Source organism: Shimia fortis, assembly GCF_040225985.1.
Classification (GTDB): domain Bacteria; phylum Pseudomonadota; class Alphaproteobacteria; order Rhodobacterales; family Rhodobacteraceae; genus Shimia.
This window is the reverse complement of the sequence record NZ_JBBPEU010000002.1, coordinates 627,592-650,930: the sequence shown is the minus strand read 5'-3', so window position 1 is coordinate 650,930 and position 23,339 is coordinate 627,592. Positions and strand designations below refer to the sequence as shown.

The following is a 23,339-nucleotide window of genomic DNA, read 5'->3' as shown; positions in this document are numbered from 1 at the left end:
AAGAATGACATGCAAGCGGATTACGTGATTGTCGGGGCCGGATCGGCGGGATGTGCGCTGGCCTATCGCCTATCCGAGGCGGGGCGGTCGGTCTTGGTGATCGAATATGGCGGTTCGGACGCCGGTCCGTTCATCCAGATGCCAGCGGCGCTGAGCTATCCGATGAACATGAAACTGTATGACTGGGGCCTCAAGACCCAACCGGAACCGCATCTCGGCGGTCGTCGCCTTGTGACGCCGCGTGGTAAGGTGATCGGTGGGTCCAGCTCGATCAACGGTATGGTCTATGTACGTGGCCACGCGGGAGACTATGAACACTGGGCCGAGTCCGGCGCAGCGGGCTGGGCCTATGCCGACGTCTTGCCCTATTTCAAGCGCATGGAAACCTGGCATGACAGCGGGCAGGGCGGCGACCCTGACTGGCGCGGCCAGGATGGCCCGCTGCACATCACCCGTGGCCCCCGCGACAATCCCCTGCACACCGCCTTTGTCGAGGCGGGGCGGCAGGCGGGATATCCCGTGACCTCCGACTATAACGGGCAGCAGCAAGAAGGCTTTGGCCCGATGGAGATGACGGTCTACAAGGGGCGCCGCTGGTCATCGGCTAATGCCTATATGCGGCCCGCTTTGAAGCGCGACAATTGTGACCTCGTGCGTGGGCTGGCCCGCAAGGTCGTGATCGAGAACGGGCGCGCTGTCGGGGTCGAGATCGAACGCGGCGGCAAGGTCGAGGTGATCCGCGCCACACGCGAAGTGATCCTGTCGGCGTCGTCGCTGAATTCCCCCAAGCTGTTGATGCTGTCCGGAATCGGTCCGGCCGCAGAACTGGCCAACCATGGGATCGAGGTGATCGCGGACCGTCCCGGCGTGGGCAAGAACCTGCAGGACCATCTGGAGCTTTACCTGCAGGTTGCCTGCAAACAGCCCATCACCCTGTTCAAATACTGGAACCTGATCGGCAAGGGGCTGATCGGGGCGCAGTGGTTGTTCACCAAGACGGGGTTGGGTGCATCGAACCAGTTTGAAAGCGCGGGGTTCATCCGCTCGCGGGCGGGGGTGAAATATCCCGATATCCAGTACCACTTCTTGCCAATTGCCGTGCGCTATGACGGGCAGGCCGCGGCCGAGGGGCATGGCTTTCAGGCCCATGTCGGCCCGATGCGCAGTCCTTCGCGCGGCGAGGTAACGCTGGCCAGTGCCGATCCAAAGGATGATCCGAACATTCTGTTCAACTACATGTCCCACGAACAGGACTGGGAAGACTTTCGCACCTGTATCCGCCTGACGCGCGAGATCTTCGCGCAAGAGGCGTTTAAGCCCTATTTCAAACACGAAATCCAGCCCGGCGACGCCTGCCAGTCGGACGAAGACCTGGACGGGTTTATCCGCGAGCATGTCGAAAGCGCCTATCATCCCTGTGGAACCTGCCGCATGGGGGCAGGGGATGACCCGCATGCCGTAGTGGATCCCGAGTGTCGCGTGATCGGGGTTGACGGGTTGCGCGTGGCAGACAGCTCGATTTTTCCACGCATCACCAACGGCAACCTGAACGGGCCGTCGATCATGACGGGGGAAAAGGCTGCGGACCATATCCTTGGCAAGGGGATGCTGGCCCCCGCCAATGACGCGCCATGGTTCCACCCCGACTGGCAGACCGCCCAACGCTAGGACCGGACACGCCCTATCCAACTTGCGCCGCCCTGCCAATCAGTCTAAAGGCGTCGTCAGCCTAAAATTTCCGCAGTTGTTTGATCCCGGTCAAAGTCGGGCCGAACGGGCGGACGTTACAAATTTACGGAACAAGAAAAACAGGAGCGCAGACAGATGTCCCACGTCCCCCATGAACTCGCCGAAGAATTCCCGGAATTCGTTGAAAAAATGCACGACCTGAAAGTCTCGGACGCGCATTTCGCCAAGATGGCCGAAGAGTACCACGAACTGAACCGCAAGGTACACCTGGCCGAGACCAATGTCGCCCCGCGCGAAGAACTGGCCGAAGTGGACCTGCGCAAGCGTCGCGGTGCCCTCAAAGACGAGATCTACGCCTATCTCAAGGCAAACTGATCGACGAACCGCCAGAGGCGGGGCAGGATGTCGGACCGCCAAAGGTCCGTATGTCCTGCGCCTTTGACGGTGATCATGTCCTTATCGGATGACGGGGCGGCAGAGAATATCTGCCGCCCCTGTTCTATGGGGATGAGCGTATCCGCATCCCCGTGCAGGACCAGCAGCGGCATTGTCAGGGCACCCGCCCGATCAAGGCTGCGCCATGTGTTCTCGAGTCGCGCGGCAAGGTCGCGGGTGCCGGGGTAGTGATGCTCGGCAAGGTCGGGAATCGACGTGAACGGGGCCTCGAGCACCACGGCCGCGGGCCGATCTCCCGCCAGCGCGGCAACAAAGGCCACCGCCACCGCTGTGCCAAGGCTTTCGCCATATACCACCACGGGTGCACGCGTGTCGCGATAGACGGCCAGCGCATCGGCAATCAGCGCGGCCTCGGACGGGGTGCCCGTGCTGCCCGAAGACCCGCGATACCCCATCGCCAAGAGGCCATAGCCCCGCTCCAGGAAGCGGCCAAACCGCCCCGCGCGCAGCGCAAGGTTGCCCGCGTTTCCGTGTAGATAGAAAATCACCGGCTGGCCCGGCGCGGGCGGCGCTGTCCAGACAACCAGACTCTCGCCGTCCAGCGCAAACCTCTCGACCGTGATGCTCTCAAGGCCCAGCGTGCCGGGGGAAGTTTCCGTGCCGTCAAACGGGTAGATCACCCAGCGTTCGGCCAGGTTCCCCAGCGCAATCGTGCCAAGGCCAAGCGCTGCCAGCACAAGGCACACACGGATCAGCATCCGCATGGATCAGCCGACCTCGTAAGGCAGGACGCCGCGTTCGTTTTCCTTGATGGTCAGGCGCCGTTCCAGCGGTGGCACCGATCTTTGGTGGCAATCGGTGCGTTCGCAAATCCGGCAGGAAATACCAATAGGCTCAAAGGCTTCGGCGGTCGACATGTCCATGTGGTCAGCATAGACCAGCGCGTCGGCATGGCGGATCTCGCACCCCAGCGCGATGGCATAGCGGCGCACCGGCGCGCCGTAATGCCCGCCGGTTTTCGACACGTCCCGTGCAAGGCTGAAATACCGCACCCCGTCTGGTGTTTCGGCCAGTTGCCGCAGGAACCGACCGGGTGTTTCAAAGGCCTGATGTACGTTCCACAGCGGGCAGGCCCCGCCGAACCGCGCGAATTGCAACCGCGTCGCCGAGTGGCGCTTGGTGATCGTGCCGGCCTGATCGACGCGGACAAAGAAAAACGGAATGCCCTTGGCGCCGGGGCGTTGCAGCGTCGACAGGCGGTGTGCAACCTGTTCGATCGAGGCCCCAAAGCGGTTGGCCAGCACCTCAAGGTCGTGGCGTGTTTCACGTGCGGCGGTCAGGAAGGTTTCATAGGGCATCATCGCGGCCCCGGCAAAATAGTTGGCCAGCCCGATCTTGGCGATGGCGCGGGCGGCGTCGGTCTGGAACCGGGCCAGGTCAAGCGTGGCCTCCAACAGCTTGTCCGACAGGATCAGCGCCACCTGCAAAAGCATCTGGAAGGTCTGGGTTTCCGGTGTCGCCCGCCCCGAAAGAAACAGCGTGCCGGTTTCGGGGTCAAAGTGGCGCAGGCGGTCGCGGTCGACGATTTCCACTGCAATGCTCTTGCCGTTCAGGGCATGAATCGCCGCGTTGCGAATACCGCCCTCGGATTTGGCGCGGGTCGCAAAATGCTCGGCGGCATGGTCCACGGCGTCGATATAGTTGTCGCAGTAGTGGAAGAAATCGCGCACCTCGTCCCAGGGGCTGGGCTGCATCTGCACATCTTCACGCCCCAGTGCCTCGTCCAGCGATGCCAGCCGTTCGTGGGTTTGCCGATAGGCGCGGTGCAGTTCCAGAAAGGCGCGTGCAAAGGCCGGTGCGTTCGATGCCGTCAGGCGCAGATCGGCCAGCGGCGCGGTGCTGTCGGCCAGAACAGGGTCGGCCATCGCCTCGCGCATGTCACTGACAAGGCGTTCACTGTCGCCTGTGCTGAGTTCGGTGACGTCCAGACCGAATTCCTGTGCCAGCGCCAGAACCACCGTGGTCGAGACCGGGCGGTTGTTGTTTTCCATCTGGTTGAGATAGGGCAGCGACACGCCCAGCTTGGTGGCGAATTCTTTCTGTGTCAGCGACAGGCGCGTGCGGATCTCGCGCAGCTTGGCGCCGGCATAAAGTTTCTGGGTGGCCATGACAGTCGGGTCCGTTCGCGGGGTTTGCTCTTGCAAACATACATTTGCAAATTCCCCGCGTCACGCGGTTTGTGGCGCAGGAGCGCTCCCGCCATCTTCGGGGTTTGCGCCCCTGCCAAATGTTGGGCGTGGCCTCGCGGCGCTCGGGCGGAGGTCAAAGGCCGAGGTGGGTCTCGCGACGGATCACCAGCTGGATCGCCACCACGCCGCCGATTGAGGTCAGAAGCATGATCCACAAGAGCGGATAGGCCCCGCCTTCGGGCGTCAGAAGCGCACCCGCCAGCGCCGAGAGGCCCGCGCCGCCGCCGATCATGATCGCGCCGGACAGCCCCGAGGCCGTTCCAGCCAGATGCGGGCGCACTGACAGGGCGCCTGCGGTGGCGTTGGGGATGCTCATCCCGTTGCCGATCCCGACAAAGGTCATCAGCCCGAAAAAGACCTCGGCGCTGCCCTGTCCCATCAGGAACAACAGCATCGACAGGCTCACGCCAAAGGCATTCACCCAGCAGCCCCAGTTGACCATGCGGTTCACACCAAAGCGGCTGGAATACCGCCCCGACAGGAAGTTGCCGAAGAAATAGCCAAGGGCCGGAGCCCCGAAATAAAGGCCCATCTGCGAGGGCGGCATGCCGAACAGCTCGGTCGCCACGAAAGGCGCCCCCCCGAGATAGGCAAAGAATGCCCCCGAGGACAGGCCCGAGGCCAGCGAATAGCCCCAGAAGCGCGGGCTGGTCAGAAGTTCGGGGTATTCGCGGAACTGCCGACCAAGCGACAACCCGCTTTGCGATCCGGTTTCCCCAAGATCGGCATAGGTCAGGGCAAGGATAAGTGTGCCCGCGCCGAACAGCATCCAGAAATTGGCCTGCCAGCCAAAGCTCTCATCCAGAAAACCGCCGATGGCGGGGCCGATCATCGGCACCACGGTCATGCCCATGGTCACATAGCCAATCATCGAGGCAGCCTGATCCTGCGGAACCATGTCGCGGATCACCGCGCGACTCAGGACCATGGCGACCACCACCACCGCCTGCATCATGCGGAACATGAGGAACAGAGCGGCATTGGGCGCATAGATGCAGCCCAGCGTCGCCAGCAGGAACAGGGCCACCCCCCAGAGGATTACCGGTCGCCGCCCGATCTTGTCCGAGATCGGCCCGACAAGGATCTGCATCACGGCATTGACCCCGAGATAGACCGCAACGGACAGTTGCATGATCTGGTAATCCGTCTGGAAATACTCGGTCATGCGCGGCAGGGAGGGCAGGAAAATGTTCATGCTCAATGCCGAAAGCCCCGCAAGCAGGGTCAGGGTCAGTACGTGAGGTGGGGACTGCCGGTTCAAGAACCGTCCGCGTGGCAGATCAGACATGCCAAGAACCTAGGAGCGAGGCGCGGAGAAGGAAAGTACCTCATAGGTTAATTAGCTAATTTGCAATTTTCACCGGATGTATTTTCCAAAATTTGCAAATTTGCCGGATTCTACTTTGAACGCGGGGGCACAATCTCTAAGGTCGGCCCAAATTTAAGGGGACCTATCATGAAAGACATCCTCCAGGAACTGGAAGAACGCCGCGAAGTCGCCCGTCTGGGTGGTGGCCAGAAACGCATCGACAGCCAGCACGCCAAGGGCAAGCTGACAGCGCGCGAGCGGATCGAACTGCTGCTCGACGAAGGCAGCTTCGAAGAATACGACATGTTCAAGACCCACCGCTGCACCGATTTCGGCATGCAGGAGCAAAAGCCCGCCGGTGACGGCGTGGTGACCGGCTGGGGCACCATCAACGGCCGCATGGTCTATGTGTTCTCGCAGGACTTCACGGTTTTGGGTGGGTCGGTTTCGGCCACCCACGCACAGAAGATCTGCAAGATCATGGACATGGCGATGCAGAACGGGGCACCCGTGATCGGCATCAACGACTCGGGCGGGGCCCGGATTCAGGAAGGCGTCGACTCGTTGGCCGGGTATGGCGAAGTGTTCGAACGCAACATCATGGCCTCGGGCGTGGTGCCGCAGATCTCGCTCATCATGGGGCCGTGCGCCGGTGGTGCCGTCTATTCGCCCGCGATGACCGACTTCATCTTCATGGTGAAAGATTCGTCCTACATGTTCGTGACCGGCCCCGACGTGGTGAAAACCGTGACCAACGAACACGTCACCGCAGAGGAACTGGGCGGTGCGACCACCCACACCAAGAAATCCTCTGTCGCGGACGGCGCGTTTGAGAACGATGTCGAGGCGCTGGCAGAAGTCCGCCGCCTTGTCGACTTCCTGCCGCTGAACAACCGGGAAAAGCCCCCCGTGCGTCCGTTCTTTGACGACGTGGACCGGATCGAATCCTCGCTGGACACGCTGGTGCCCGAGAACCCGAACCAGCCCTACGATATGAAAGAGCTGATCACCAAGATCGCGGACGAGGGCGACTTCTACGAAATTCAGGAAGATTTCGCAGGTAACATCGTCACCGGATTTATCCGCCTTGAGGGTCAGACAGTGGGCGTTGTCGCCAACCAGCCGATGGTTCTGGCAGGCGTTCTGGACATCGACTCGGCCCGCAAGGGCGCGCGTTTTGTGCGCTTCTGTGACGCGTTTGAAATACCGATCCTGACCCTCGTCGACGTGCCGGGCTTCCTGCCGGGCACCAAGCAGGAATATGACGGCGTCATCAAGCACGGCGCGAAGCTGCTGTTTGCCTATGGCGAAGCGACCGTACCGAAAGTCACCGTGATTACCCGCAAGGCCTATGGTGGTGCCTACGTGGTGATGGCTTCCAAGCACCTTGGCGCTGACGTGAACTATGCCTGGCCGACCTCCGAGGTTGCCGTGATGGGGGCCAAAGGGGCCGTGGAAATCCTGCACCGTTCGGATCTCGGCGATGCCGACAAGATCGCCGCGCACACGCAGGAATACGAAGATCGCTTTGCGAACCCCTTCGTGGCCGCCGAGCGTGGTTTCATCGACGAGGTGATCATGCCGCATTCGACCCGCAAACGGGTTTCCCGCGCATTCGCCATGCTGCGCAACAAGTCGCAGAAAATGCCGTGGAAAAAGCACGACAACATTCCGTTGTAAAAGACCTTGGATCGGGCGGGCAGCGTGCCCGCCCCATTCCCACACAGGCAGGTTTCAAACCCGCCCGACGGAGACCGCATGACCCAACTCTGGAAAAACCAGGCGTTCACCATTGCCCATGCTGATGACGGCAAATTCGAAGGGGCGGGCCTGCGCCCGTTCTTTGAATACCGCCAGCTTGGCATTGCCGAGGCCACACAGGGCAAGTTCGGTGCGCATGTGATCCGGGCGGTGCCGGGTATGGAAAGCCCCGGTGCGTGGCACAGCCACGAACTGGATTTCCAGTTGGTCTATGTGACCAAGGGCTGGGTGGTTTTTGAGTATGAAGGGCAGGGCGAGCATATCCTTCGGGAAGGCTCCTGCGTGCTGCAGCCTCCGGGCATCAAACACCGCGAGGTCCGCCATTCCGACGATATGGAGCTGATCGAGATCATCAGCCCCGCCGAATTTGACACCAAGGACGAGGACGCCCCCGCGTGACCCGCAACCGCTGGCATATCCTGCGCGACAACGACACGCTGACCGTGGCGCGGCGTCTGCCCGTGCGGTTTGACGTGTCAGCGGGCACGGTACTGCCGTCAGGGTCGCGCCTGCGCATGGCCCAGCAGGTCCGCCAGGACATGTGGCGCCGCCTGCAAGGCGTGCGGGGCTTTTCGCCCGTGGTGTCCGTCACCGCGCAGGATGGCGCGCTGCACGTCACCGCCGGTGGCAGCATCGACGGGCGCTTTCCCCGCGCCCGAGTCGAAGAGAAGATCGCAGGCTTGTTGGCCGATCCCTCCTGCCGCGCCCGCTGGAGCGCCTATGCCGCGCATCGTGAGGTGTGGCATGGCTGATCGCATTTCGATGTCTCTTTCCAAGGCAAACTTTTCCAGAAAGTTTTGTGCCTTCGCGTTTATTGCATTCGCCGCGATAGGAGGGGCCCAATCGGGCGCGGCCATGGCCGGGGATAGGGAGGAGTCCCCGGCCGTGCCCTCTGGCTATGAGCTCTACCTGCAGGAAATGCTGTTCGAAACACGGCAGGACGAAAGCCGCGTGGCCCGTTTCCGCTTTGTGATGCCGATCATCGGACAAGAGGGCGTGACCTTTGACATGGTCTCGCTTGATTTCGATGTGCTTTGTGTCACCGAGGCGCTTCCGGCGCTGGCCAAAAGCGGCGAAGAGGTCGATCAGGTCATCATTTCCCTGTCGGACCGGGAAACCGACTTCGGGGTCATTTCCTCGGTTGCAACCCAGTATTTCGAAGCGTACCGCATCGAAAACGGGTCCTGTATCTGGGAGGGTTTCTGATGGCACCACTATATCTTGCGCATCATGGGGGCGGGCAACCTGCAATTGCGGCTTTGTTGCCACAACACATGAGCTTGGGCCGCTATCTATATATTTTTACGTCTGAATCTACTATTCTTGGCCTCGGTACCCTTCGGGGTGCCATGCATAAACTCATGAGGCAGGCAGGGAAAAAATACCCTGCGCACAAGAACTGGAGAAAGACATGTCGCACAGCATCAAAGCTTTGCTGGCCGTTGGATTGGTTGCTCTCGTCGCAGCTTGCGCCGACACAGCGCCGGTTGAAGAATACGTCGTGGTCGAGCCCGAGCCGATCTCGCAAGAACCGGTCTATACCGGCAAATACAAGTAATTCGCCCTTTGGGGCCGGGCGGGCCACACGGTCCGCCCCCCTTTGGCACAGCCCCCTTCTGCAGCAGGAGGGCGCGGCATGCTGAAACACCGTGGGTTCCCCGGACGCCTGACCGGCACAGATTTCCAATTCGTTATCCGTCGCGCCAACCCCAAGGGGGTTACGCCGATCACGCGCCGTGAACGCTATCGCGACCGGCGACCGGCCGACCGTCGTGCCGATGCTGGTTTCATGAAGGCGCTTTGGGAACATTTCGGCGACCAGCCCTTTGAACGGGGCAATCTGGATGCAGGCCGCCTGAGCTGGCTGTTCGGGCGCGAAGTGGTGCCCGCCGATCCCGAAACGTTCGATCCCGAGGATTACGAGGCGCTGCTGGTGATTGACGAGGCCGTGGCGCGCGCATCCTTCCCCGATGCCTTTGATGATGATGGGGAGTGGGCATGATTCTGCCGATCACACAAGGATTTGCGCGGGAAGCGGCCCATTTCGACGGGGCCGTCCTTTCTGATGTTGCGGCATCAGTGTCGGCTGCCGATAGTCATTGTGGCTGCGGGCAGACCAGGGTCCGCACCTGTAACAGTATTTTCCGTTACCCTTCCCCTTGTGGATGGTCCGGTGTCCCCACCGGATCATCCCTTTTTTCTACCGAAATGCCGGAAAGCCGCAGCGATGCGCGGGGTTTTGCCGAAAATACTGTCGCTGAAGGCCAAGTCTTTTCCTTCCGTGGGAATATGGTCACACCTCAGGGTGATAAAAACACTCAAAACCGAGGCGACCAGTCATGCGAACACTCAAACTTGCCCTTTGTGGCGCGGCCTTTGCTGGGCTTGCGGCCTGTGGTGACAATTTCAACGAACAAGCCCTCATCGGGGCAGGCGCCGGTGCGGCCACAGCCGTGGTCGTGGACGGCAACCCGTTTGTCGGCGCGGTCGTTGGCAGCGCGGCCAACGTCATCTTCTGCAAGGAAAACCCGGGACGGTGTAACTAACCCGACCCTCCAACCTGTTGCGGCGGGCGCGTCCCTGCGTCCGCACCGTGAAACAAAAGCCATTCGTGCCCGCGCGGCACGGGTGGCTTTTTTCGTATCCACGTGCCTGCGGGACACCGCGGGCCAAGAACCAGAAAGGACATCAAATGTTCGATAAGATCCTGATTGCCAACCGGGGCGAGATCGCCTGCCGTGTGATCAAGACCGCCCGCAAGATGGGTATCAAGACCGTCGCGATTTATTCGGACGCGGACAAGCAGGCGCTGCACGTGCAAATGGCGGACGAAGCCGTGCATATCGGCCCGCCCCCTGCGAACCAGTCCTACATCGTGATCGACAAGGTCATGGATGCAATCAAGCAGACCGGCGCACAGGCCGTGCACCCCGGCTATGGCTTCCTTTCGGAAAACTCGAAGTTTGCCGAAGCTCTGGAAGAAGCTGGCGTTGCTTTCGTAGGCCCCCCCAAAGGTGCGATTGAAGCAATGGGTGACAAAATCACCTCGAAGAAAATCGCACAGGACGCAAACGTGTCGACCGTGCCCGGTTATATGGGCCTGATCGAAGACGCGGACGAAGCCGTGAAAATCTCGAACGAGATCGGCTATCCGGTGATGATCAAGGCGTCGGCCGGCGGCGGCGGCAAGGGTATGCGGATCGCATGGAACGACCAGGAAGCCCGCGAAGGTTTCCAATCGTCCAAGAACGAAGCTGCCAACAGCTTTGGTGATGACCGGATCTTTATCGAGAAATTCGTGACGCAGCCGCGCCACATCGAAATTCAGGTTCTCTGCGACGCGCATGGTAATGGAATCTACCTGAACGAGCGCGAATGCTCGATCCAGCGCCGTAACCAGAAGGTTGTGGAAGAGGCGCCGTCGCCCTTCCTTGATGAAGCCACCCGCAAGGCGATGGGCGAACAGTCGGTCGCGCTGGCCAAGGCCGTGGGCTATACCTCGGCCGGGACCGTGGAATTCATCGTTGATGGCGACAAGAATTTCTACTTCCTCGAAATGAACACCCGCCTTCAGGTGGAACACCCCGTGACCGAGCTGATCACCGGTGTGGACCTTGTGGAACAGATGATCCGCGTCGCCAATGGCGAGCCGCTGTCGATCACGCAGGACGACGTGGGCATCAACGGCTGGGCGATCGAAAACCGCGTGTACGCGGAAGATCCCTATCGCAACTTCCTGCCCTCGATTGGTCGCCTGACCCGCTATCGCCCGCCGGCAGAGATCGCCGCCGGTCCGATGCAGGACAATGACAAATGGGCCGACAAGGCGCTGGAAGGCAAGGATTTTGCCGTGCGCAACGACACCGGCGTCTATGAAGGCGGCGAGATCTCGATGTACTATGACCCGATGATCGCCAAGCTGTGTACATGGGCCCCGACCCGTGAAGAAGCGATCGAAGCCATGCGCAACGCGCTGGACGGGTTCGAACTGGAAGGTATCGGTCACAACCTGCCTTTCGTGAGCGCGGTGATGGACCACCCGAAGTTCATCAGCGGTGACATGACCACGGCCTTTATCGAAGAAGAATATCCCGAAGGGTTCGAGGGTGTGACCTTGCCCGGTGATACGCTGCGCAAGATCGCGGCTGCGTCGGCTGCCATGCATCGCGTCGCCGAAATCCGTCGCGCCCGTGTGTCGGGCCGGATGGACAACCACGAACGTGTGGTCGGCAAGAAATGGGTCGTCACCCTTCAGGGCGAAGAATACGCGGTCAAGATCAAGGCGGACAAGAAAGGCTCAACCGTCAAATTCGCGGATGGCACCAAGATCCGCGTGACCTCGGACTGGACGCCGGGCGATCAGCTGGCCACCCTGTCGGTCAATGGCGAAACGCTTGTGCTCAAAGTGGGCAAGATCTCGGGCGGGTTCCGCATCCGCAGCCGCGGTGCCGATCTCAAGGTACATGTCCGGTCGCCGCGTCAGGCCGAACTGGCCCAGCTGATGCCGGAAAAACTGCCGCCGGATACCTCGAAAATGCTGCTCTGCCCGATGCCGGGTCTGATCGTCAAAGTCGACGTGGAAGTGGGCGACGAAGTTCAGGAAGGTCAGGCGCTCTGCACCGTCGAGGCGATGAAGATGGAAAACATCCTGCGCGCCGAGAAAACCACCGTGGTGACCAAGATCAACGCGGGTCCGGGCGACAGCCTGGCCGTGGACGACGTCATCATGGAATTCGAGTAAGACCATGCAGATGCGCGCATATCAACGGGCAGGGCGGGGCAGCACCCCGACCTTTCCGCTGCGCGCATCTTACCGGATCGGTGCGTCGCGCCGATCGCGTACTTCCTGTTGGCGCAAGGGCATTTTGTCGATGGAGCGCGTGATCTCGCGAACGTCCCAAGGGGCGGGTTTGCGCAGGTACACGATGCCATCTTTGCCGATCAGAACCATCATGAACCCGCGCGGGCGCAGTTTTTCACGTAGCGCACTGCGGGCGGACGGGTCGGTATCAGTCAGCACCACAACATCGCGGGTTTCCAGCATGTCGGGCCGTGCCCTGAGCAGGTCCATCTGCTGGATGAACCGCGGATCATTGGGGCTATCGGCGAAAACTACCACCGGTCGTTTCAGCCAGTGGTATTGCTCGAGCGTGACCGTGGTGCCATCCACGAACAGTGCGTCCTCGGGGGCCGCGGCATCCGCCGCCATCGCGGCGCTTCCGAGAAAAGCAATCAAAACAAACACTAGACGGTGCATCTGGGATCTCCTGTTACGATCCAATATAGGGCTGCTCCGGCTAAATCATAGAGAAAACGGACCCCTTTCTTTGCAAGGGCGGCCCGAGAAGAGGACAAGGATATGACCAAGAAAGAAGACTGGTCGGCGCTTGCGGAAAAGGAACTCCGCGGTCGCCCGCTCGAGGATTTGACCTGGAAAACGCTGGAAGGCATCGACGTCAAGCCGCTCTATACGGCGGAAGACACCGATGACCTTGACCACATGGGATCGTTGCCCGGGTTTGGCCCCTTCACCCGTGGCGTGAAGGCCACCATGTATGCAGGCCGTCCCTGGACGATCCGCCAATATGCAGGTTTCTCGACCGCCGAGGAATCCAACGCGTTTTACCGCCGCAATCTGGCCGCCGGTCAGCAGGGCGTGTCGGTGGCGTTCGACCTTGCCACACACCGTGGCTATGACTCGGATCACCCGCGCGTGGTGGGCGATGTCGGTAAGGCCGGTGTGGCCATCGACAGCATCGAGGACATGAAAATCCTGTTCGACGGTATTCCGCTCGACAAGGTGTCGGTCTCGATGACCATGAACGGTGCGGTGATCCCGATCCTGGCAAACTTTATCGTGGCAGGTGAAGAGCAGGGACACGACAAGGCATTGCTGGCGGGCACCATTCAGAACGACATTCTGAAAGAGTTCATGGTGCGCAACACCTACATCTATCCGCCGGAACCGTCGATGCGGATCATCTCGGACATCATCGAGTACACCTCGAACGAGATGCCGAAATTCAACTCGATCTCGATCTCGGGCTATCACATGCAAGAGGCCGGGGCGAACCTTGTTCAGGAACTGGCCTATACGCTGGCAGACGGCCGGGAATACGTGCGCGCCGCGATGAACGCGGGCATGGATGTTGACAAGTTCGCAGGCCGCCTGTCGTTCTTCTTTGCGATCGGCATGAACTTCTTCATGGAAGCGGCCAAGCTGCGCGCGGCACGTACCCTGTGGCACCGTGTGATGACCGAGTTCGGCGCCAAGAACGAACGGTCGAAAATGCTGCGCACCCACTGCCAGACCTCGGGTGTGTCGCTGCAGGAACAGGATCCCTATAACAACGTGATCCGCACCGCCTACGAGGCGATGAGCGCGGTTCTGGGCGGCACCCAGTCGCTGCATACCAACGCGCTGGACGAAGCGATTGCGCTGCCGACCGATTTCTCGGCCCGCATCGCCCGCAACACCCAGCTGATCCTACAGGAAGAAACCGGTGTGACCAACGTGGTCGACCCGCTGGCGGGGTCTTACTATGTCGAGGCACTGACCGATGACCTGATCCAAAAAGCCTGGGCGCTTATGGAAGAGGTCGAGGAAATGGGGGGTATGACCAAGGCCGTGGCCTCGGGCATGCCAAAGCTGCGCATCGAAGAATCTGCCGCTACCCGTCAGGCCATGATCGACCGTGGCGAAGAGGTGATCGTCGGCGTCAACAAGTACCGCAAGGACAAGGAAGACCCGATCGACATTCTCGAGGTCGACAACCAGGCGGTCCGCGAGAGCCAGATTGCCCGTTTGGAACAAATCCGCGCGACGCGCGACAACGCGGCCTGCGAGGCAGCCCTGACCGAGCTGACACGTGTGGCCAAAGAGGGGGGCAACCTGCTGGCCGCCGCTGTCGAGGCAGCGCGGGCACGGGCATCAGTCGGGGAAATCAGCATGGCTATGGAAAAAGAATTCGGCCGTCACCGCGCCGAGGTCAAAACGCTGGCCGGGGTCTATGGCGCCGCCTATGAAGGCGACGAAGGCTTTGCCGCCATCCAGAAATCGGTCGAGGACTTTGCCGAGGCAGAAGGCCGCCGCCCGCGGATGCTGGTGGTCAAGATGGGGCAGGACGGGCACGACCGTGGCGCCAAGGTCATTGCGACCGCCTTCGCCGATATCGGCTTTGACGTGGACGTGGGCCCGCTGTTCCAGACCCCGGACGAGGCCGCACAGGATGCCGTCGACAACGACGTGCACGTGGTCGGTATCTCGTCGCAGGCGGCCGGTCACAAGACGCTGGCCCCGCAACTGATCGAGGCTCTGAAGGCCAAGGATGCCGAGGACATCATCGTGATCTGTGGCGGTGTGATCCCGCAGCAGGACTATGATTTCCTCAAGAAGGCAGGGGTCAAGGCGATCTTCGGACCCGGCACAAACATTCCCGAAGCTGCGCAGGATATCCTGAAGTTGATCGGCGAAGCGCGGGCCTGACCTACTCTTTTCCTGCCGCGCATGGCAGCAGACAAAAAGAAACGCGGCCCCGTCGGGCCGCGTTTTTTGGTTTAGAGAGATTGGCGCGCCGCTTATGCGGTTTGCGCGGCCTCGTCCTCGTCTTCGCTTTCGGGATCGACCTCTTGCGGGCTGCCCGCCATCCGCAAAAGCGTATAGCCAAGGATCCCCGATATGGCCGAGCCACCCAGTACGCCCAAACGCACCTGGTTCATCAGCTCGGGGCTTGCAAAGCTCAGCCCGCCGATGAACAGCGACATGGTAAAGCCGATCCCGGCCAGACAGGCGACACCATAGATGTGCATCCAGTTCACCCCGTGGGGCAGGCGGGCGACACCGGACTTGACGATGACCCATGTAAAGCCGAACACGCCGATCTGTTTGCCCAGAACAAGGCCAAGGATAATCCCCAGCGGCAGCGGCTGTGCCAACGCCTCGAGCGAGATATCCCCCAGCACCACGCCTGCGTTTGCAAAGGCAAAGACCGGTACGATGAAGAAATACACATAGGGTTCCAGCCCGTGTTCGATCCGGTGCAGCGGGGATTTGCCCCACTTGTCATAAAGCGGGATGAAGAACGCCAGCACCACACCGGCCAGCGTCGCGTGCACGCCCGATTTCAGCACCAGAACCCAGAGCACGATCCCGACCAGCACGAAGGGCGCGGTGCGGTGGATGCGGGCACGGTTCATCAGGAACAGCACGATTAGCGGTGCGATGGCCATGACCAGGAAGTTCACCTTGAGGTCCGCCGTATAGAACAGGGCGATGATGATGATCGCGCCGATATCGTCGAGGATTGCGAGGGTCAGCAGGAACACCTTGAGCGAGGCTGGCGCCCGCGCGCCCACAAGCGCAAGGATACCCAGCGCAAAGGCAATGTCGGTCGCAGCCGGAATCGCCCAGCCAGACAGCGTTTCCGGGCTGTCCCAGTTCAGATAGGCAAAAATCAGCGCCGGAAGCGCCATGCCGCCCACGGCGGCCGCACCCGGCAAGATGACATCCCGCGGGTTCTTGAGCTTGCCCTCAAGAAATTCCCGTTTCAGTTCAAGGCCGATCAGGAAAAAGAACACGGCCATAAGCCCGTCGTTGATCCACAGGACCATGGGCTTTTCAATGCCCTTGCCATTCATTGTGATGGTACCCTGCGTGTCGAGAAGGAAATTATATCCGGAGGCAAGAGGCGAGTTGGCCACGATCATGGCCAGCACCGCCGCCATCATCAACATAATGCCGCCCGCGGCCTCGTGCTTGAAAAATCGATCGATTGCTGCTGTTAGCATGTTATTCCCTGAAGTCTGACGTCATTGTAACCTAGATGGGGCGTCTGCCTTTTCAGACAATACCAATATTTGGGGATTTGTATGCAGTTTGATCACCTTGCCGTCGCAGGAGAGACTCTTGAGGCCGCTGTTGCACATGTCGAGGACGCTTTGGGCGTTAAAATGGGGCCGGGCGGGCACCATGCTCATTTCGGAACCTACAATCGGCTTTTGGGGCTGGGGGACGGATTGTACCTCGAGGCGATCGCGATTGATCCCAAGGCACCCGCGCTGGCTTATCCGCGCTGGTTCGACCTTGACCGCTTTGCCGGGGCACCGCGCATTTCCAACTGGATCTGCCGGGTGCATGACATGCAGGCGGCCTTGCATGATCTGCCCGACGGCGCGGGCGATCCCGTGGCCCTGCAACGCGGGGATCTGCGCTGGCTGATGGCGGTGCCCGCGACGGGTATCCTGCCCTGTGACGGGGCCTTCCCCGCCGTGATCGAATGGCAGGTGGCCGACATTCCGGGGCAAAGCCTGCCACCGTCGGGCTGCCGCCTCACACGGTTCGAAATCGCCCACCCCAAGGCTGACTGGTTGCGCCGCGTGGTGCCGCTGGGCGATCCGCGTGTCGTCTTTGTCGAGGGCGCACACGAAATGCGCGCCACGTTCGAGACACCGCACGGGGTGCGGGTGCTGGCATGATGCAACTGCGCCGCGCAGAGCCGCACGATGCCCCGGCCATTGCCGAGATCTGGAACCGGGAAATCCGCGAAGGCGTCAGCACTTTCAATTCCGAGGAAAAGCCGCTTGCCGAGATTCGCACCCTGATCGCCGCGCGGTCGGGACGGTTTTTCGTGGCAGAGCTGGACGGGCAAGTCGTCGGCTTTGCCACCTATAGCCAGTTTCGCGGCGGTGTCGGCTATGCGCACACGATGGAACACACGATCCACCTGTCCGATGCGGCCCGTGGCAAGGGGGCAGGGCGCGCGCTGATGCAGCGGGTCGAGGCTGCTGCCGCGGATAACGGCGTGCACGCCCTGATCGCCGGGATCGCCGGAGAGAACACGGACGGCATCGCCTTTCATACCGCACTGGGCTATGCCCATGTTGCGCGCCTGCCCGAGGTCGGGCGGAAATTCGACCGCTGGATGGATCTTGTGCTGATGCAGAAAATTCTGTGATGCAGCACTGACAATGCCGCGCCTGCAGGGTAAACTGGCCCCATGTCGATCTGGACCCGCATACATGCCGCCGTTTCCGCGCTGACGCAGGGCGAAAGCCTCTCTACGGTTTTTGACAAGCTGCGCGCCCCGCCGGAGCGGTCCGTGGCCTTTGCTATCGCCGTGATCGCGCTCGGGGCGAAGATGGCCAAGGCCGACGGCCTCGTGACCCGCGACGAGGTGACCGCCTTTCGCGAGGTGTTCCAGATCGCGCGCACCGACGAAAAGGAAGCGGCCCGCGTGTTCAATCTGGCCCGCCAGGATGTGGCCGGGTTCGAGGAATACGCCTATCGCATCAAGGGCCTGTTCCAGCAGGATCACGTCTGTTTCTGCGACCTCATGGAGGGGCTGTTCCACATTGCGCTGGCCGACGGGGAATATCACGATAACGAGGACATCTTCCTGTCACGGGTGGGCGAGATTTTCGGTATGACCGAGGCTGAGTTCAAGGCCCTGCGCGCCCGTTTTGTTCCCAATTCCGAGCATGACCCCTACACCATTCTGGGTGTGCCGCAGGACATGCCTGTGGCCGATATCCGCAAGGTCTGGCGTCGGCTGGTACGGGAAACCCACCCCGACGCGATGATCGCACGCGGCGTCCCGGAAGAGGCGATCCGTCTTGCCGAAAAACGCATGATCGACATCAATCGTGCCTGGGACGAGATCAACGGGGCTGCAGCCTGATGCGGATCGCCACGTATAACGTGGAATGGTTCAACACACTTTTTGACACGACGGATCACCTGTTGATGGACGATGGATGGTCCGGTCGACAAGACGTGACCCGCGCCCAGCAGATCGAGGCGTTGGGCATTGTCTTTACCGCGATGGATGCCGATGCCGTGATGGTGATCGAGGCCCCGGACCAGAACAGCAAGCGATGCGCGGTCACCGCGCTTGAAAACTTCGCTGCCGCCTTCGGTTTGCGCACGCGCAAGGCCGTCATTGGCTTTGCCAATGACACGCAACAGGAAATCGCGCTGCTTTATGATCCGGATGTCTTGTCGGTGCAGCATGACCCGCAAGGCCCCGAGACCGGCAAGAAGGGCGCGGGCGATGCGCCGCGCTTTGACGGGGTGTTCCGTATCGACCTTGATATCGACGCCACCGAAGACATGGTGCGGTTTTCCAAGCCGCCCCTGGAACTGGCTGTGACCACGCAAAGCGGCGCAGCCCTGCGTCTGATCGGGGTGCATTTGAAATCCAAGGCTCCGCATGGTGCGCGCTCGCGGGACGAGGTCATGCGCCTCTCGATTGCCAACCGGCGCAAGCAACTGGCCCAGGCGATCTGGCTGCGCCAGCGCATCGAGAGTCACCTGACGGCGGGCGACTCTCTCATCGTGCTGGGGGATCTGAACGACGGTCCGGGCCTGGATGAATATGAAAACCTGTTCGGGCGGTCCTCGGTCGAGATCGTGATGGGCGAAGAGGGGCCGCTGGGCCTCTATGATCCTCATGCCCGCCGCGCCCTTGGCGCTCGGCTTGGGGCCACGGCGACGACTTCGCGGTTTTTCCTGCCGAAACAGAAACGCTATCTTCAGGCGCTGCTGGACTATGTCATGGTGTCCGAAGACCTTCGGTCCCGGACTCCGCGCTGGCGTATCTGGCATCCGTTCGATGATGTGGATTGCTGGTCCGTGCCCGCTTTGCGCGAAGCTTTGCTCATGGCGTCGGACCATTTTCCCGTGACTTTGGATCTGGACCTTTAAATCTTCATTCAGGCTTCCTAGATGAGCCGCATGAAGAAATTGTCGATCATCCAGAGTTTTGCGCTGGCGGCCGCGTTGCTGGTGGCCATTCTTGCCGCGCCGGTCCGGGCGGAAGAGCCTGTCTCCCCTCCTGCCCAAGAGGAGGGCCTCAGCCTTATGGAACAGGGAATGCTCTTGTTCTTTGAAGGGCTGCAAAAAGAGATGGAACCTGCGATCGGCGAATTTCGCAAATGGATGGAAGAGGCCGAACCTGCGCTGCGCGATTTTGCCGCCGAGATGGGCCCCGCCCTCAGCGATTTGATGGAGCAGGTCGAAGACTGGAGCGCCTATCATCCGCCCGAGATGCTGCCAAACGGTGATATCATCATCCGCCGCAAGGCCGACGACGAACTCAACTCGGAAGAGACCGAGATCTGATCTCGGGCATGTGCCCCAAGACCCATTTATGTCCTATGTCTTGATCTTGACGCGCACCTCGGCCTGCAACGATCCCGCAAGAGACTGCAACCGCGCCTCGGCGACCTCGCCGAAAAGGGCTTGCGCCGAAGGAGGTATGGTCAGAGTCAGTTCGCGCTTCTTGGGCCGCCAGTCCAGCTTGCCGATGTCGGCCCCCTTGTCGAGCCAGAGCATCGCCCCAAACCGCATCGCCTTGCCCAGAATCTCGGCCTCGAGCTGGGCCTTTTCGTCGATCAGCGCATAGAGGTTTTCAAACCGCGTGCCCTCGCGCTTGTTGCGATAGCGGTGCAACAGCGCCATCCCAAGGAACACCCGTTCCGAGTGGCGCAGGCCGCCCAGGTTGGCGCGGGTGGCATTGTCGAAACATACCTCGGCACGATAATCGGGATGCGCGCGCCAACTGACATCGTGTAGCAGGCAGGCCGCCTTTACCAGTCGTTTCTTTTCGGGTTTCCAGCCGGAAAACAGTGGTCCCACGAAATCATACAGCGTCTTGCCAAACCCTGGCAGGCGTGCGTCCTTGGCCTCGGCAAAGCGGGCCGCCTCGACCAGCGGGTCGCGTTTGCGCAGGGCGGGAGGCATCTGTTCGTAAAGCAGCCCCTCGCGAATACCATAGGAACTCACCGCGATATCATGGGGTTTGAACCGTCGGATCACGCCTTTCAACACGTCAATCGCATAAGGCACCAGCGCCATACGGTTGGCGGACACGCCGCTGCGCTGGCGCAACTCTTCCAGATCGCTTTCCTCGATATAGCGGGCGGTCGCGTTTATGGATTTCGCGGTCATCCGGTATTCGTGCAAAACGTGCAGCGGATAACCGCGCCGCTCCATGTCGATCCGCGCAATGGCCCGCCAAGAACCACCGACAAGAAACAACCGGTTGCGCTGGCTGCCCATCGTGTCCTTCAGATCGTCCAGCACCTCGTTGATATAGGCGCGGCGACCCTTTTTGCCGCCTTTCAGATCGCGCAGCTTCAACGGCCCCAGCGCCGAGGTCACGCGTTTGCCCACCGTGTCGTTGCCGATCTCGGCCAGCTCCATGGACGAGCCGCCAATATCACAGACCAGCCCGTAAGATCCCGGCCAGCCCAGCAACACGCCCTGCGCGGACAGGCGCGCCTCTTCCTGACCGTCGATCACGTGGATTTTCAGCCCGGTCTGGCGCAGAACCTCGTTGCAGAAATCCGGCCCGTCCTCGGCTTCGCGGACTGCCGCCGTGGCCACGGCGCTCAGCGCCCCGTCACAGATCTGGCGGGCGATTTCCTGAAACCGGCGAATGGCCTTCAGGGCGCGCACGCGCCCTTCGGGGTTCAGGCGCCCGGTCTCGGACAGCCCCGCGCCAAGCGCGCACATGATCTTTTCGTTGTAGAAATAGGCGGGGCTGCGTGCCGCACCGTCAAACACCACAAGACGGACCGAGTTCGACCCCACATCCACCACGCCGACCCGCGACAGGGCGCGCGCGGATGGGTCGTTGAAAAGAGGCCGCCCAAACGGCCCCCAGTCCTGTGCAGGCTCGGTATTCCCGTCCATCTGTCTTCCCAAGCTGGTCTTGCGCCCAATGTGCGACAGCACGTCGGCGGGGTCAATCTTCGGTATGGGTCAGTTTGGGCACATCCGACGCCCCGGCCGAGCCGCGGCCAGACAGGGAAGGGTTCTCCATGAAGAACCTGTGGCAATTGAACGCGAATTCACCTTCGGGGATCTCGGCGCGATCAAAGCTGCCATCGGCATTCATGACCCAGCTTTGCGCCACATCGGCCAGATTCGCCGCCATGACCTGGCTGACGATCTGCGCCTTCACGGTGGTGTTCTTGATCTCGACAAGCGTTTCAATGCGCCGGTTCAGGTTGCGCCCCATCCAGTCGGCTGACGAGATATAGACCTTGGCCTTTTTAGAGGGCAGTCCTTCGCCATTGCCGAAACAGACGATGCGGGAATGTTCCAGAAACCGGCCCACGATGGATTTTACACGGATGTTTTCCGACAATCCCTTCACGCCCGGGCGCAGGCCGCAGATGCCCCGGATCACAAGGCTGATTTTTACCCCGGCCTGGCTTGCGGCATACAGCGCGTCGATCACCTCAGGTTCGATCAGGGAATTCATCTTGGCCCAGATTTCGGCCGGTTTGCCCGCCTTGGCGTGTTCGATTTCCTTTTCGATCATCTCGATCAGGCGTGATTTCAGCGAATGCGGCGAGATTGCGAGATTGTCCAGCTTTTCGGGTCGCACGTATCCCGACAGATAGTTGAACACCTTGGTCGCATCGCGGCCCAGATCGGTGTCACAGGTGAAAAAGCTGAGATCGGTGTAAATCTTGGCCGTAATCGGGTGATAGTTGCCGGTCCCATAGTGGGTATAGGTGACAAGCTGGTCGCCTTCCCGCCGGACGACGGTCGAAATCTTGGCGTGGGTTTTCCAGTCGGTAAATCCATACACCACATGCGCGCCCGACCGTTCAAGGCGGCGCGATTGCTGGATGTTGGCGGCCTCGTCAAAACGCGCCTTGAGTTCAACCAGCGCGGTGACCGATTTGCCGTCTTCGGCCGCCTCGCACAGGGCCTCGACAATGGGGGAATTCTTCGAGGTCCGATAAAGGGTCTGCTTGATTGCCACCACGTTCGGATCGCGCGCGGCCTGATGCAGGAAGCGCACCACCATGTCGAAGGTTTCATAAGGATGGTGCAGCAGCATATCTTTCTGGCGGATCGCTGCGAACATATCGCCGTCGAAATCCTGTACCCGTTCCGGCACGCGTGGCGTGAACGAGGGCCATAGAAGGTCCGGCCGTTCGTCCAGCACCAACTCGCTCAGATCGGCCAGCCCGATCATGCCGTCGATCTCGACCACCTCGTCCTCGGTGACGTGTAATTCTTCCATGATCAGCTTTTTCAGCGCCTTGGGCGCATCCGCCGAAATCTTCATGCGCACGACTTCGCCGCGACGGCGGCGTTTCAATGCCACCTCGAATTCGCGCACAAGGTCTTCGGCCTCGTCCTCGACCTCGAGATCGCTGTCGCGCAGCACGCGGAACGAACAATGTCCCTTGGCCTTGTAGCCGGGGAACAGGCTGTCCAGATGCAACAGAAGCAGCTCTTCCAGCGGTAGCGCGCGGATGCGGCCATCTTCCGAGGGCAGGAAGGTGAAGCGGTCGATCTGGTGCGGGATCGGCAACAGCGCCTTGAGCGAGGATTTTGTTTTGTTCCGCTCCAGCTCTAGTGCCAGAGAATAGCCGAGGTTCGGGATAAAGGGGAAAGGGTGGGCCGGATCAATGGCCAGCGGCGACAGGACCGGGAACACCTTGTTCAGGAACACGTCGGACAGGAACACCTTGTCGTCTTCGGTGACCAAGGTGTGGTCAAGGATCACGATGCCTTCCTGCTCCATCTCGGCGCGCAGGGATCCATACATTTCCTGTTGTTTCTGAAGCAGGTTGCGGGCGTCCTCGTTGATCAGGACCAGTTGTTCGGCGGGGGTCAGGCCATCCTGCGCGGGGGTCGTGTTGTGTTCCCGCACAAGTTCGCGCAGTCCGGCGACCCGCACGGTATAGAACTCGTCAAGGTTGGTGGCCGAAATCGACAGAAAGCGCAGCCGCTCAAGCAGGGGCACGCGTGCATTTTCGGTTTCTTCCAGAACGCGCCAGTTGAAACCCAGCCAGCTAAGTTCGCGGTTATAGAACCGGTCCGGCCCGGTCAGGTCCAGAGCGGGCATGTCAACGGGGGCGGGAAAGTCGGATTTCAGAAAGTCTGCGTAAGTCATACCAATCCAAATGCC

The 23,339-nt window shown here is 61.0% G+C and carries 23 protein-coding genes; 16 read left to right on the top strand and 7 right to left on the bottom strand.

Annotated features, from left to right (window positions below):
• Positions 1 to 9: 9 nt before the first annotated feature.
• Positions 10 to 1,668 carry a choline dehydrogenase gene (betA, locus tag WNE31_RS06475; protein ID WP_349978885.1) on the top strand — a complete coding sequence of 553 codons (1,659 nt, stop codon included), beginning with the start codon at positions 10 to 12 and terminating at the stop codon, positions 1,666 to 1,668.
• A 156-nt stretch (positions 1,669 to 1,824) separates the two neighbouring features.
• Positions 1,825 to 2,064 (top strand): YdcH family protein, encoded by a 240-nt coding sequence (locus tag WNE31_RS06470; RefSeq protein WP_349978884.1) that lies wholly within the window; start codon positions 1,825 to 1,827, stop codon positions 2,062 to 2,064.
• On the opposite strand, the gene WNE31_RS06465 is transcribed toward WNE31_RS06470, so the two are convergent.
• The 3 genes from WNE31_RS06465 to WNE31_RS06455 form a co-directional block, all read right to left on the bottom strand.
• Positions 2,046 to 2,849, bottom strand: a complete 804-nt coding sequence (locus tag WNE31_RS06465; RefSeq protein ID WP_349978883.1) for an alpha/beta hydrolase — start codon at positions 2,847 to 2,849, stop codon at positions 2,046 to 2,048. The genes WNE31_RS06470 and WNE31_RS06465 overlap by 19 nt on opposite strands.
• Positions 2,850 to 2,852: 3 nt before the next feature.
• The gene (locus WNE31_RS06460) at positions 2,853 to 4,253 is read right to left on the bottom strand and encodes a helix-turn-helix domain-containing protein (RefSeq protein ID WP_349978882.1); all 1,401 of its coding nucleotides are present in this window, start codon (positions 4,251 to 4,253) and stop codon (positions 2,853 to 2,855) included.
• 154 nt (positions 4,254 to 4,407) lie between these two features.
• Entirely contained in the window at positions 4,408 to 5,622 is a 1,215-nt protein-coding gene (locus WNE31_RS06455; RefSeq protein WP_349978881.1) for a multidrug effflux MFS transporter, read from the bottom strand.
• 168 nt (positions 5,623 to 5,790) lie between these two features.
• Here WNE31_RS06455 and WNE31_RS06450 point away from each other — a divergent pair, with 168 nt between their 5' ends.
• The 8 genes from WNE31_RS06450 (at position 5,791) to WNE31_RS06415 (ending at position 12,145) form a co-directional block, all read left to right on the top strand.
• Positions 5,791 to 7,323 carry an acyl-CoA carboxylase subunit beta gene (locus WNE31_RS06450; RefSeq protein ID WP_349978880.1) on the top strand — a complete coding sequence of 511 codons (1,533 nt, stop codon included), beginning with the start codon at positions 5,791 to 5,793 and terminating at the stop codon, positions 7,321 to 7,323.
• A 78-nt stretch (positions 7,324 to 7,401) separates the two neighbouring features.
• Entirely contained in the window at positions 7,402 to 7,803 is a 402-nt protein-coding gene (locus tag WNE31_RS06445; protein WP_349978879.1) for a cupin domain-containing protein, read from the top strand.
• Entirely contained in the window at positions 7,800 to 8,156 is a 357-nt protein-coding gene (locus tag WNE31_RS06440) for a hypothetical protein (RefSeq protein WP_349978878.1), read from the top strand. Before WNE31_RS06445 ends, WNE31_RS06440 begins: the two co-directional genes overlap by 4 nt.
• Positions 8,125 to 8,610 (top strand): DUF6497 family protein, encoded by a 486-nt coding sequence (locus tag WNE31_RS06435; RefSeq protein ID WP_349978877.1) that lies wholly within the window; start codon positions 8,125 to 8,127, stop codon positions 8,608 to 8,610. Before WNE31_RS06440 ends, WNE31_RS06435 begins: the two co-directional genes overlap by 32 nt.
• A gap of 205 nt (positions 8,611 to 8,815) precedes the next feature.
• Positions 8,816 to 8,962, top strand: a complete 147-nt coding sequence (locus WNE31_RS06430; protein ID WP_349978876.1) for a hypothetical protein — start codon at positions 8,816 to 8,818, stop codon at positions 8,960 to 8,962.
• A gap of 78 nt (positions 8,963 to 9,040) precedes the next feature.
• A complete protein-coding gene (locus tag WNE31_RS06425) occupies positions 9,041 to 9,406 on the top strand; it encodes a hypothetical protein (protein WP_349978875.1) in 366 nt (121 codons plus the stop codon).
• Positions 9,407 to 9,743: 337 nt separating this feature from the next.
• Entirely contained in the window at positions 9,744 to 9,950 is a 207-nt protein-coding gene (locus tag WNE31_RS06420) for a hypothetical protein (protein ID WP_349978874.1), read from the top strand.
• A 146-nt stretch (positions 9,951 to 10,096) separates the two neighbouring features.
• The gene (locus tag WNE31_RS06415; RefSeq protein ID WP_349978873.1) at positions 10,097 to 12,145 is read left to right on the top strand and encodes an acetyl/propionyl/methylcrotonyl-CoA carboxylase subunit alpha; all 2,049 of its coding nucleotides are present in this window, start codon (positions 10,097 to 10,099) and stop codon (positions 12,143 to 12,145) included.
• Positions 12,146 to 12,214: 69 nt separating this feature from the next.
• Here WNE31_RS06415 and WNE31_RS06410 read toward each other — a convergent pair whose 3' ends face one another.
• The gene (locus WNE31_RS06410) at positions 12,215 to 12,661 is read right to left on the bottom strand and encodes a DUF4174 domain-containing protein (RefSeq protein WP_349978872.1); all 447 of its coding nucleotides are present in this window, start codon (positions 12,659 to 12,661) and stop codon (positions 12,215 to 12,217) included.
• 102 nt (positions 12,662 to 12,763) lie between these two features.
• Between WNE31_RS06410 and scpA the strand changes: the two genes are divergently transcribed.
• Complete coding sequence (scpA, locus tag WNE31_RS06405; protein ID WP_349978871.1) at positions 12,764 to 14,890, top strand: methylmalonyl-CoA mutase; 2,127 nt, start codon at positions 12,764 to 12,766, stop codon at positions 14,888 to 14,890.
• Between the two features lie 92 nt (positions 14,891 to 14,982).
• Here scpA and nhaA read toward each other — a convergent pair whose 3' ends face one another.
• Entirely contained in the window at positions 14,983 to 16,191 is a 1,209-nt protein-coding gene (gene nhaA / locus WNE31_RS06400) for a Na+/H+ antiporter NhaA (protein WP_349978870.1), read from the bottom strand.
• A gap of 81 nt (positions 16,192 to 16,272) precedes the next feature.
• Between nhaA and WNE31_RS06395 the strand changes: the two genes are divergently transcribed.
• Genes WNE31_RS06395 through WNE31_RS06375 form a run of 5 tightly spaced genes read left to right on the top strand, consistent with a single transcriptional unit; the run spans position 16,273 to position 19,522 of the window.
• A complete protein-coding gene (locus WNE31_RS06395; RefSeq protein ID WP_349978869.1) occupies positions 16,273 to 16,878 on the top strand; it encodes a VOC family protein in 606 nt (201 codons plus the stop codon).
• The gene (locus WNE31_RS06390; RefSeq protein ID WP_349978917.1) at positions 16,878 to 17,357 is read left to right on the top strand and encodes a GNAT family N-acetyltransferase; all 480 of its coding nucleotides are present in this window, start codon (positions 16,878 to 16,880) and stop codon (positions 17,355 to 17,357) included. Before WNE31_RS06395 ends, WNE31_RS06390 begins: the two co-directional genes overlap by 1 nt.
• Positions 17,358 to 17,399: 42 nt before the next feature.
• The gene (locus WNE31_RS06385; protein WP_349978868.1) at positions 17,400 to 18,080 is read left to right on the top strand and encodes a TerB family tellurite resistance protein; all 681 of its coding nucleotides are present in this window, start codon (positions 17,400 to 17,402) and stop codon (positions 18,078 to 18,080) included.
• Complete coding sequence (locus WNE31_RS06380; protein ID WP_349978867.1) at positions 18,080 to 19,105, top strand: endonuclease/exonuclease/phosphatase family protein; 1,026 nt, start codon at positions 18,080 to 18,082, stop codon at positions 19,103 to 19,105. Before WNE31_RS06385 ends, WNE31_RS06380 begins: the two co-directional genes overlap by 1 nt.
• Positions 19,106 to 19,126: 21 nt before the next feature.
• The gene (locus tag WNE31_RS06375) at positions 19,127 to 19,522 is read left to right on the top strand and encodes a hypothetical protein (protein WP_349978866.1); all 396 of its coding nucleotides are present in this window, start codon (positions 19,127 to 19,129) and stop codon (positions 19,520 to 19,522) included.
• A gap of 33 nt (positions 19,523 to 19,555) precedes the next feature.
• On the opposite strand, the gene WNE31_RS06370 is transcribed toward WNE31_RS06375, so the two are convergent.
• Together WNE31_RS06370 and WNE31_RS06365 are read right to left on the bottom strand one after the other, a co-directional pair.
• Complete coding sequence (locus tag WNE31_RS06370; RefSeq protein WP_349978865.1) at positions 19,556 to 21,097, bottom strand: Ppx/GppA family phosphatase; 1,542 nt, start codon at positions 21,095 to 21,097, stop codon at positions 19,556 to 19,558.
• 52 nt (positions 21,098 to 21,149) lie between these two features.
• Positions 21,150 to 23,324: an RNA degradosome polyphosphate kinase gene (locus WNE31_RS06365; protein WP_349978864.1), complete on the bottom strand. Its 2,175-nt coding sequence runs from the start codon at positions 23,322 to 23,324 to the stop codon at positions 21,150 to 21,152.
• Positions 23,325 to 23,339: the final 15 nt, after the last annotated feature.

What these genes read in the sequence shown, in the direction of transcription:
- betA (WP_349978885.1), top strand. Translation starts at nt 10, where the DNA reads ATGCAAGCGGATTACGTGATTGTCGGGGCCGGATCGGCGGGATGTGCG.
- WNE31_RS06470 (WP_349978884.1), top strand. Translation starts at nt 1,825, where the DNA reads ATGTCCCACGTCCCCCATGAACTCGCCGAAGAATTCCCGGAATTCGTT.
- WNE31_RS06465 (WP_349978883.1), bottom strand. Translation starts at nt 2,849, where the DNA reads ATGCGGATGCTGATCCGTGTGTGCCTTGTGCTGGCAGCGCTTGGCCTT.
- WNE31_RS06460 (WP_349978882.1), bottom strand. Translation starts at nt 4,253, where the DNA reads ATGGCCACCCAGAAACTTTATGCCGGCGCCAAGCTGCGCGAGATCCGC.
- WNE31_RS06455 (WP_349978881.1), bottom strand. Translation starts at nt 5,622, where the DNA reads ATGTCTGATCTGCCACGCGGACGGTTCTTGAACCGGCAGTCCCCACCT.
- WNE31_RS06450 (WP_349978880.1), top strand. Translation starts at nt 5,791, where the DNA reads ATGAAAGACATCCTCCAGGAACTGGAAGAACGCCGCGAAGTCGCCCGT.
- WNE31_RS06445 (WP_349978879.1), top strand. Translation starts at nt 7,402, where the DNA reads ATGACCCAACTCTGGAAAAACCAGGCGTTCACCATTGCCCATGCTGAT.
- WNE31_RS06435 (WP_349978877.1), top strand. Translation starts at nt 8,125, where the DNA reads ATGCCGCGCATCGTGAGGTGTGGCATGGCTGATCGCATTTCGATGTCT.
- WNE31_RS06430 (WP_349978876.1), top strand. Translation starts at nt 8,816, where the DNA reads ATGTCGCACAGCATCAAAGCTTTGCTGGCCGTTGGATTGGTTGCTCTC.
- WNE31_RS06425 (WP_349978875.1), top strand. Translation starts at nt 9,041, where the DNA reads ATGCTGAAACACCGTGGGTTCCCCGGACGCCTGACCGGCACAGATTTC.
- WNE31_RS06420 (WP_349978874.1), top strand. Translation starts at nt 9,744, where the DNA reads ATGCGAACACTCAAACTTGCCCTTTGTGGCGCGGCCTTTGCTGGGCTT.
- WNE31_RS06415 (WP_349978873.1), top strand. Translation starts at nt 10,097, where the DNA reads ATGTTCGATAAGATCCTGATTGCCAACCGGGGCGAGATCGCCTGCCGT.
- WNE31_RS06410 (WP_349978872.1), bottom strand. Translation starts at nt 12,661, where the DNA reads ATGCACCGTCTAGTGTTTGTTTTGATTGCTTTTCTCGGAAGCGCCGCG.
- scpA (WP_349978871.1), top strand. Translation starts at nt 12,764, where the DNA reads ATGACCAAGAAAGAAGACTGGTCGGCGCTTGCGGAAAAGGAACTCCGC.
- nhaA (WP_349978870.1), bottom strand. Translation starts at nt 16,191, where the DNA reads ATGCTAACAGCAGCAATCGATCGATTTTTCAAGCACGAGGCCGCGGGC.
- WNE31_RS06395 (WP_349978869.1), top strand. Translation starts at nt 16,273, where the DNA reads ATGCAGTTTGATCACCTTGCCGTCGCAGGAGAGACTCTTGAGGCCGCT.
- WNE31_RS06390 (WP_349978917.1), top strand. Translation starts at nt 16,878, where the DNA reads ATGCAACTGCGCCGCGCAGAGCCGCACGATGCCCCGGCCATTGCCGAG.
- WNE31_RS06385 (WP_349978868.1), top strand. Translation starts at nt 17,400, where the DNA reads ATGTCGATCTGGACCCGCATACATGCCGCCGTTTCCGCGCTGACGCAG.
- WNE31_RS06380 (WP_349978867.1), top strand. Translation starts at nt 18,080, where the DNA reads ATGCGGATCGCCACGTATAACGTGGAATGGTTCAACACACTTTTTGAC.
- WNE31_RS06375 (WP_349978866.1), top strand. Translation starts at nt 19,127, where the DNA reads ATGAGCCGCATGAAGAAATTGTCGATCATCCAGAGTTTTGCGCTGGCG.
- WNE31_RS06370 (WP_349978865.1), bottom strand. Translation starts at nt 21,097, where the DNA reads ATGGACGGGAATACCGAGCCTGCACAGGACTGGGGGCCGTTTGGGCGG.
- WNE31_RS06365 (WP_349978864.1), bottom strand. Translation starts at nt 23,324, where the DNA reads ATGACTTACGCAGACTTTCTGAAATCCGACTTTCCCGCCCCCGTTGAC.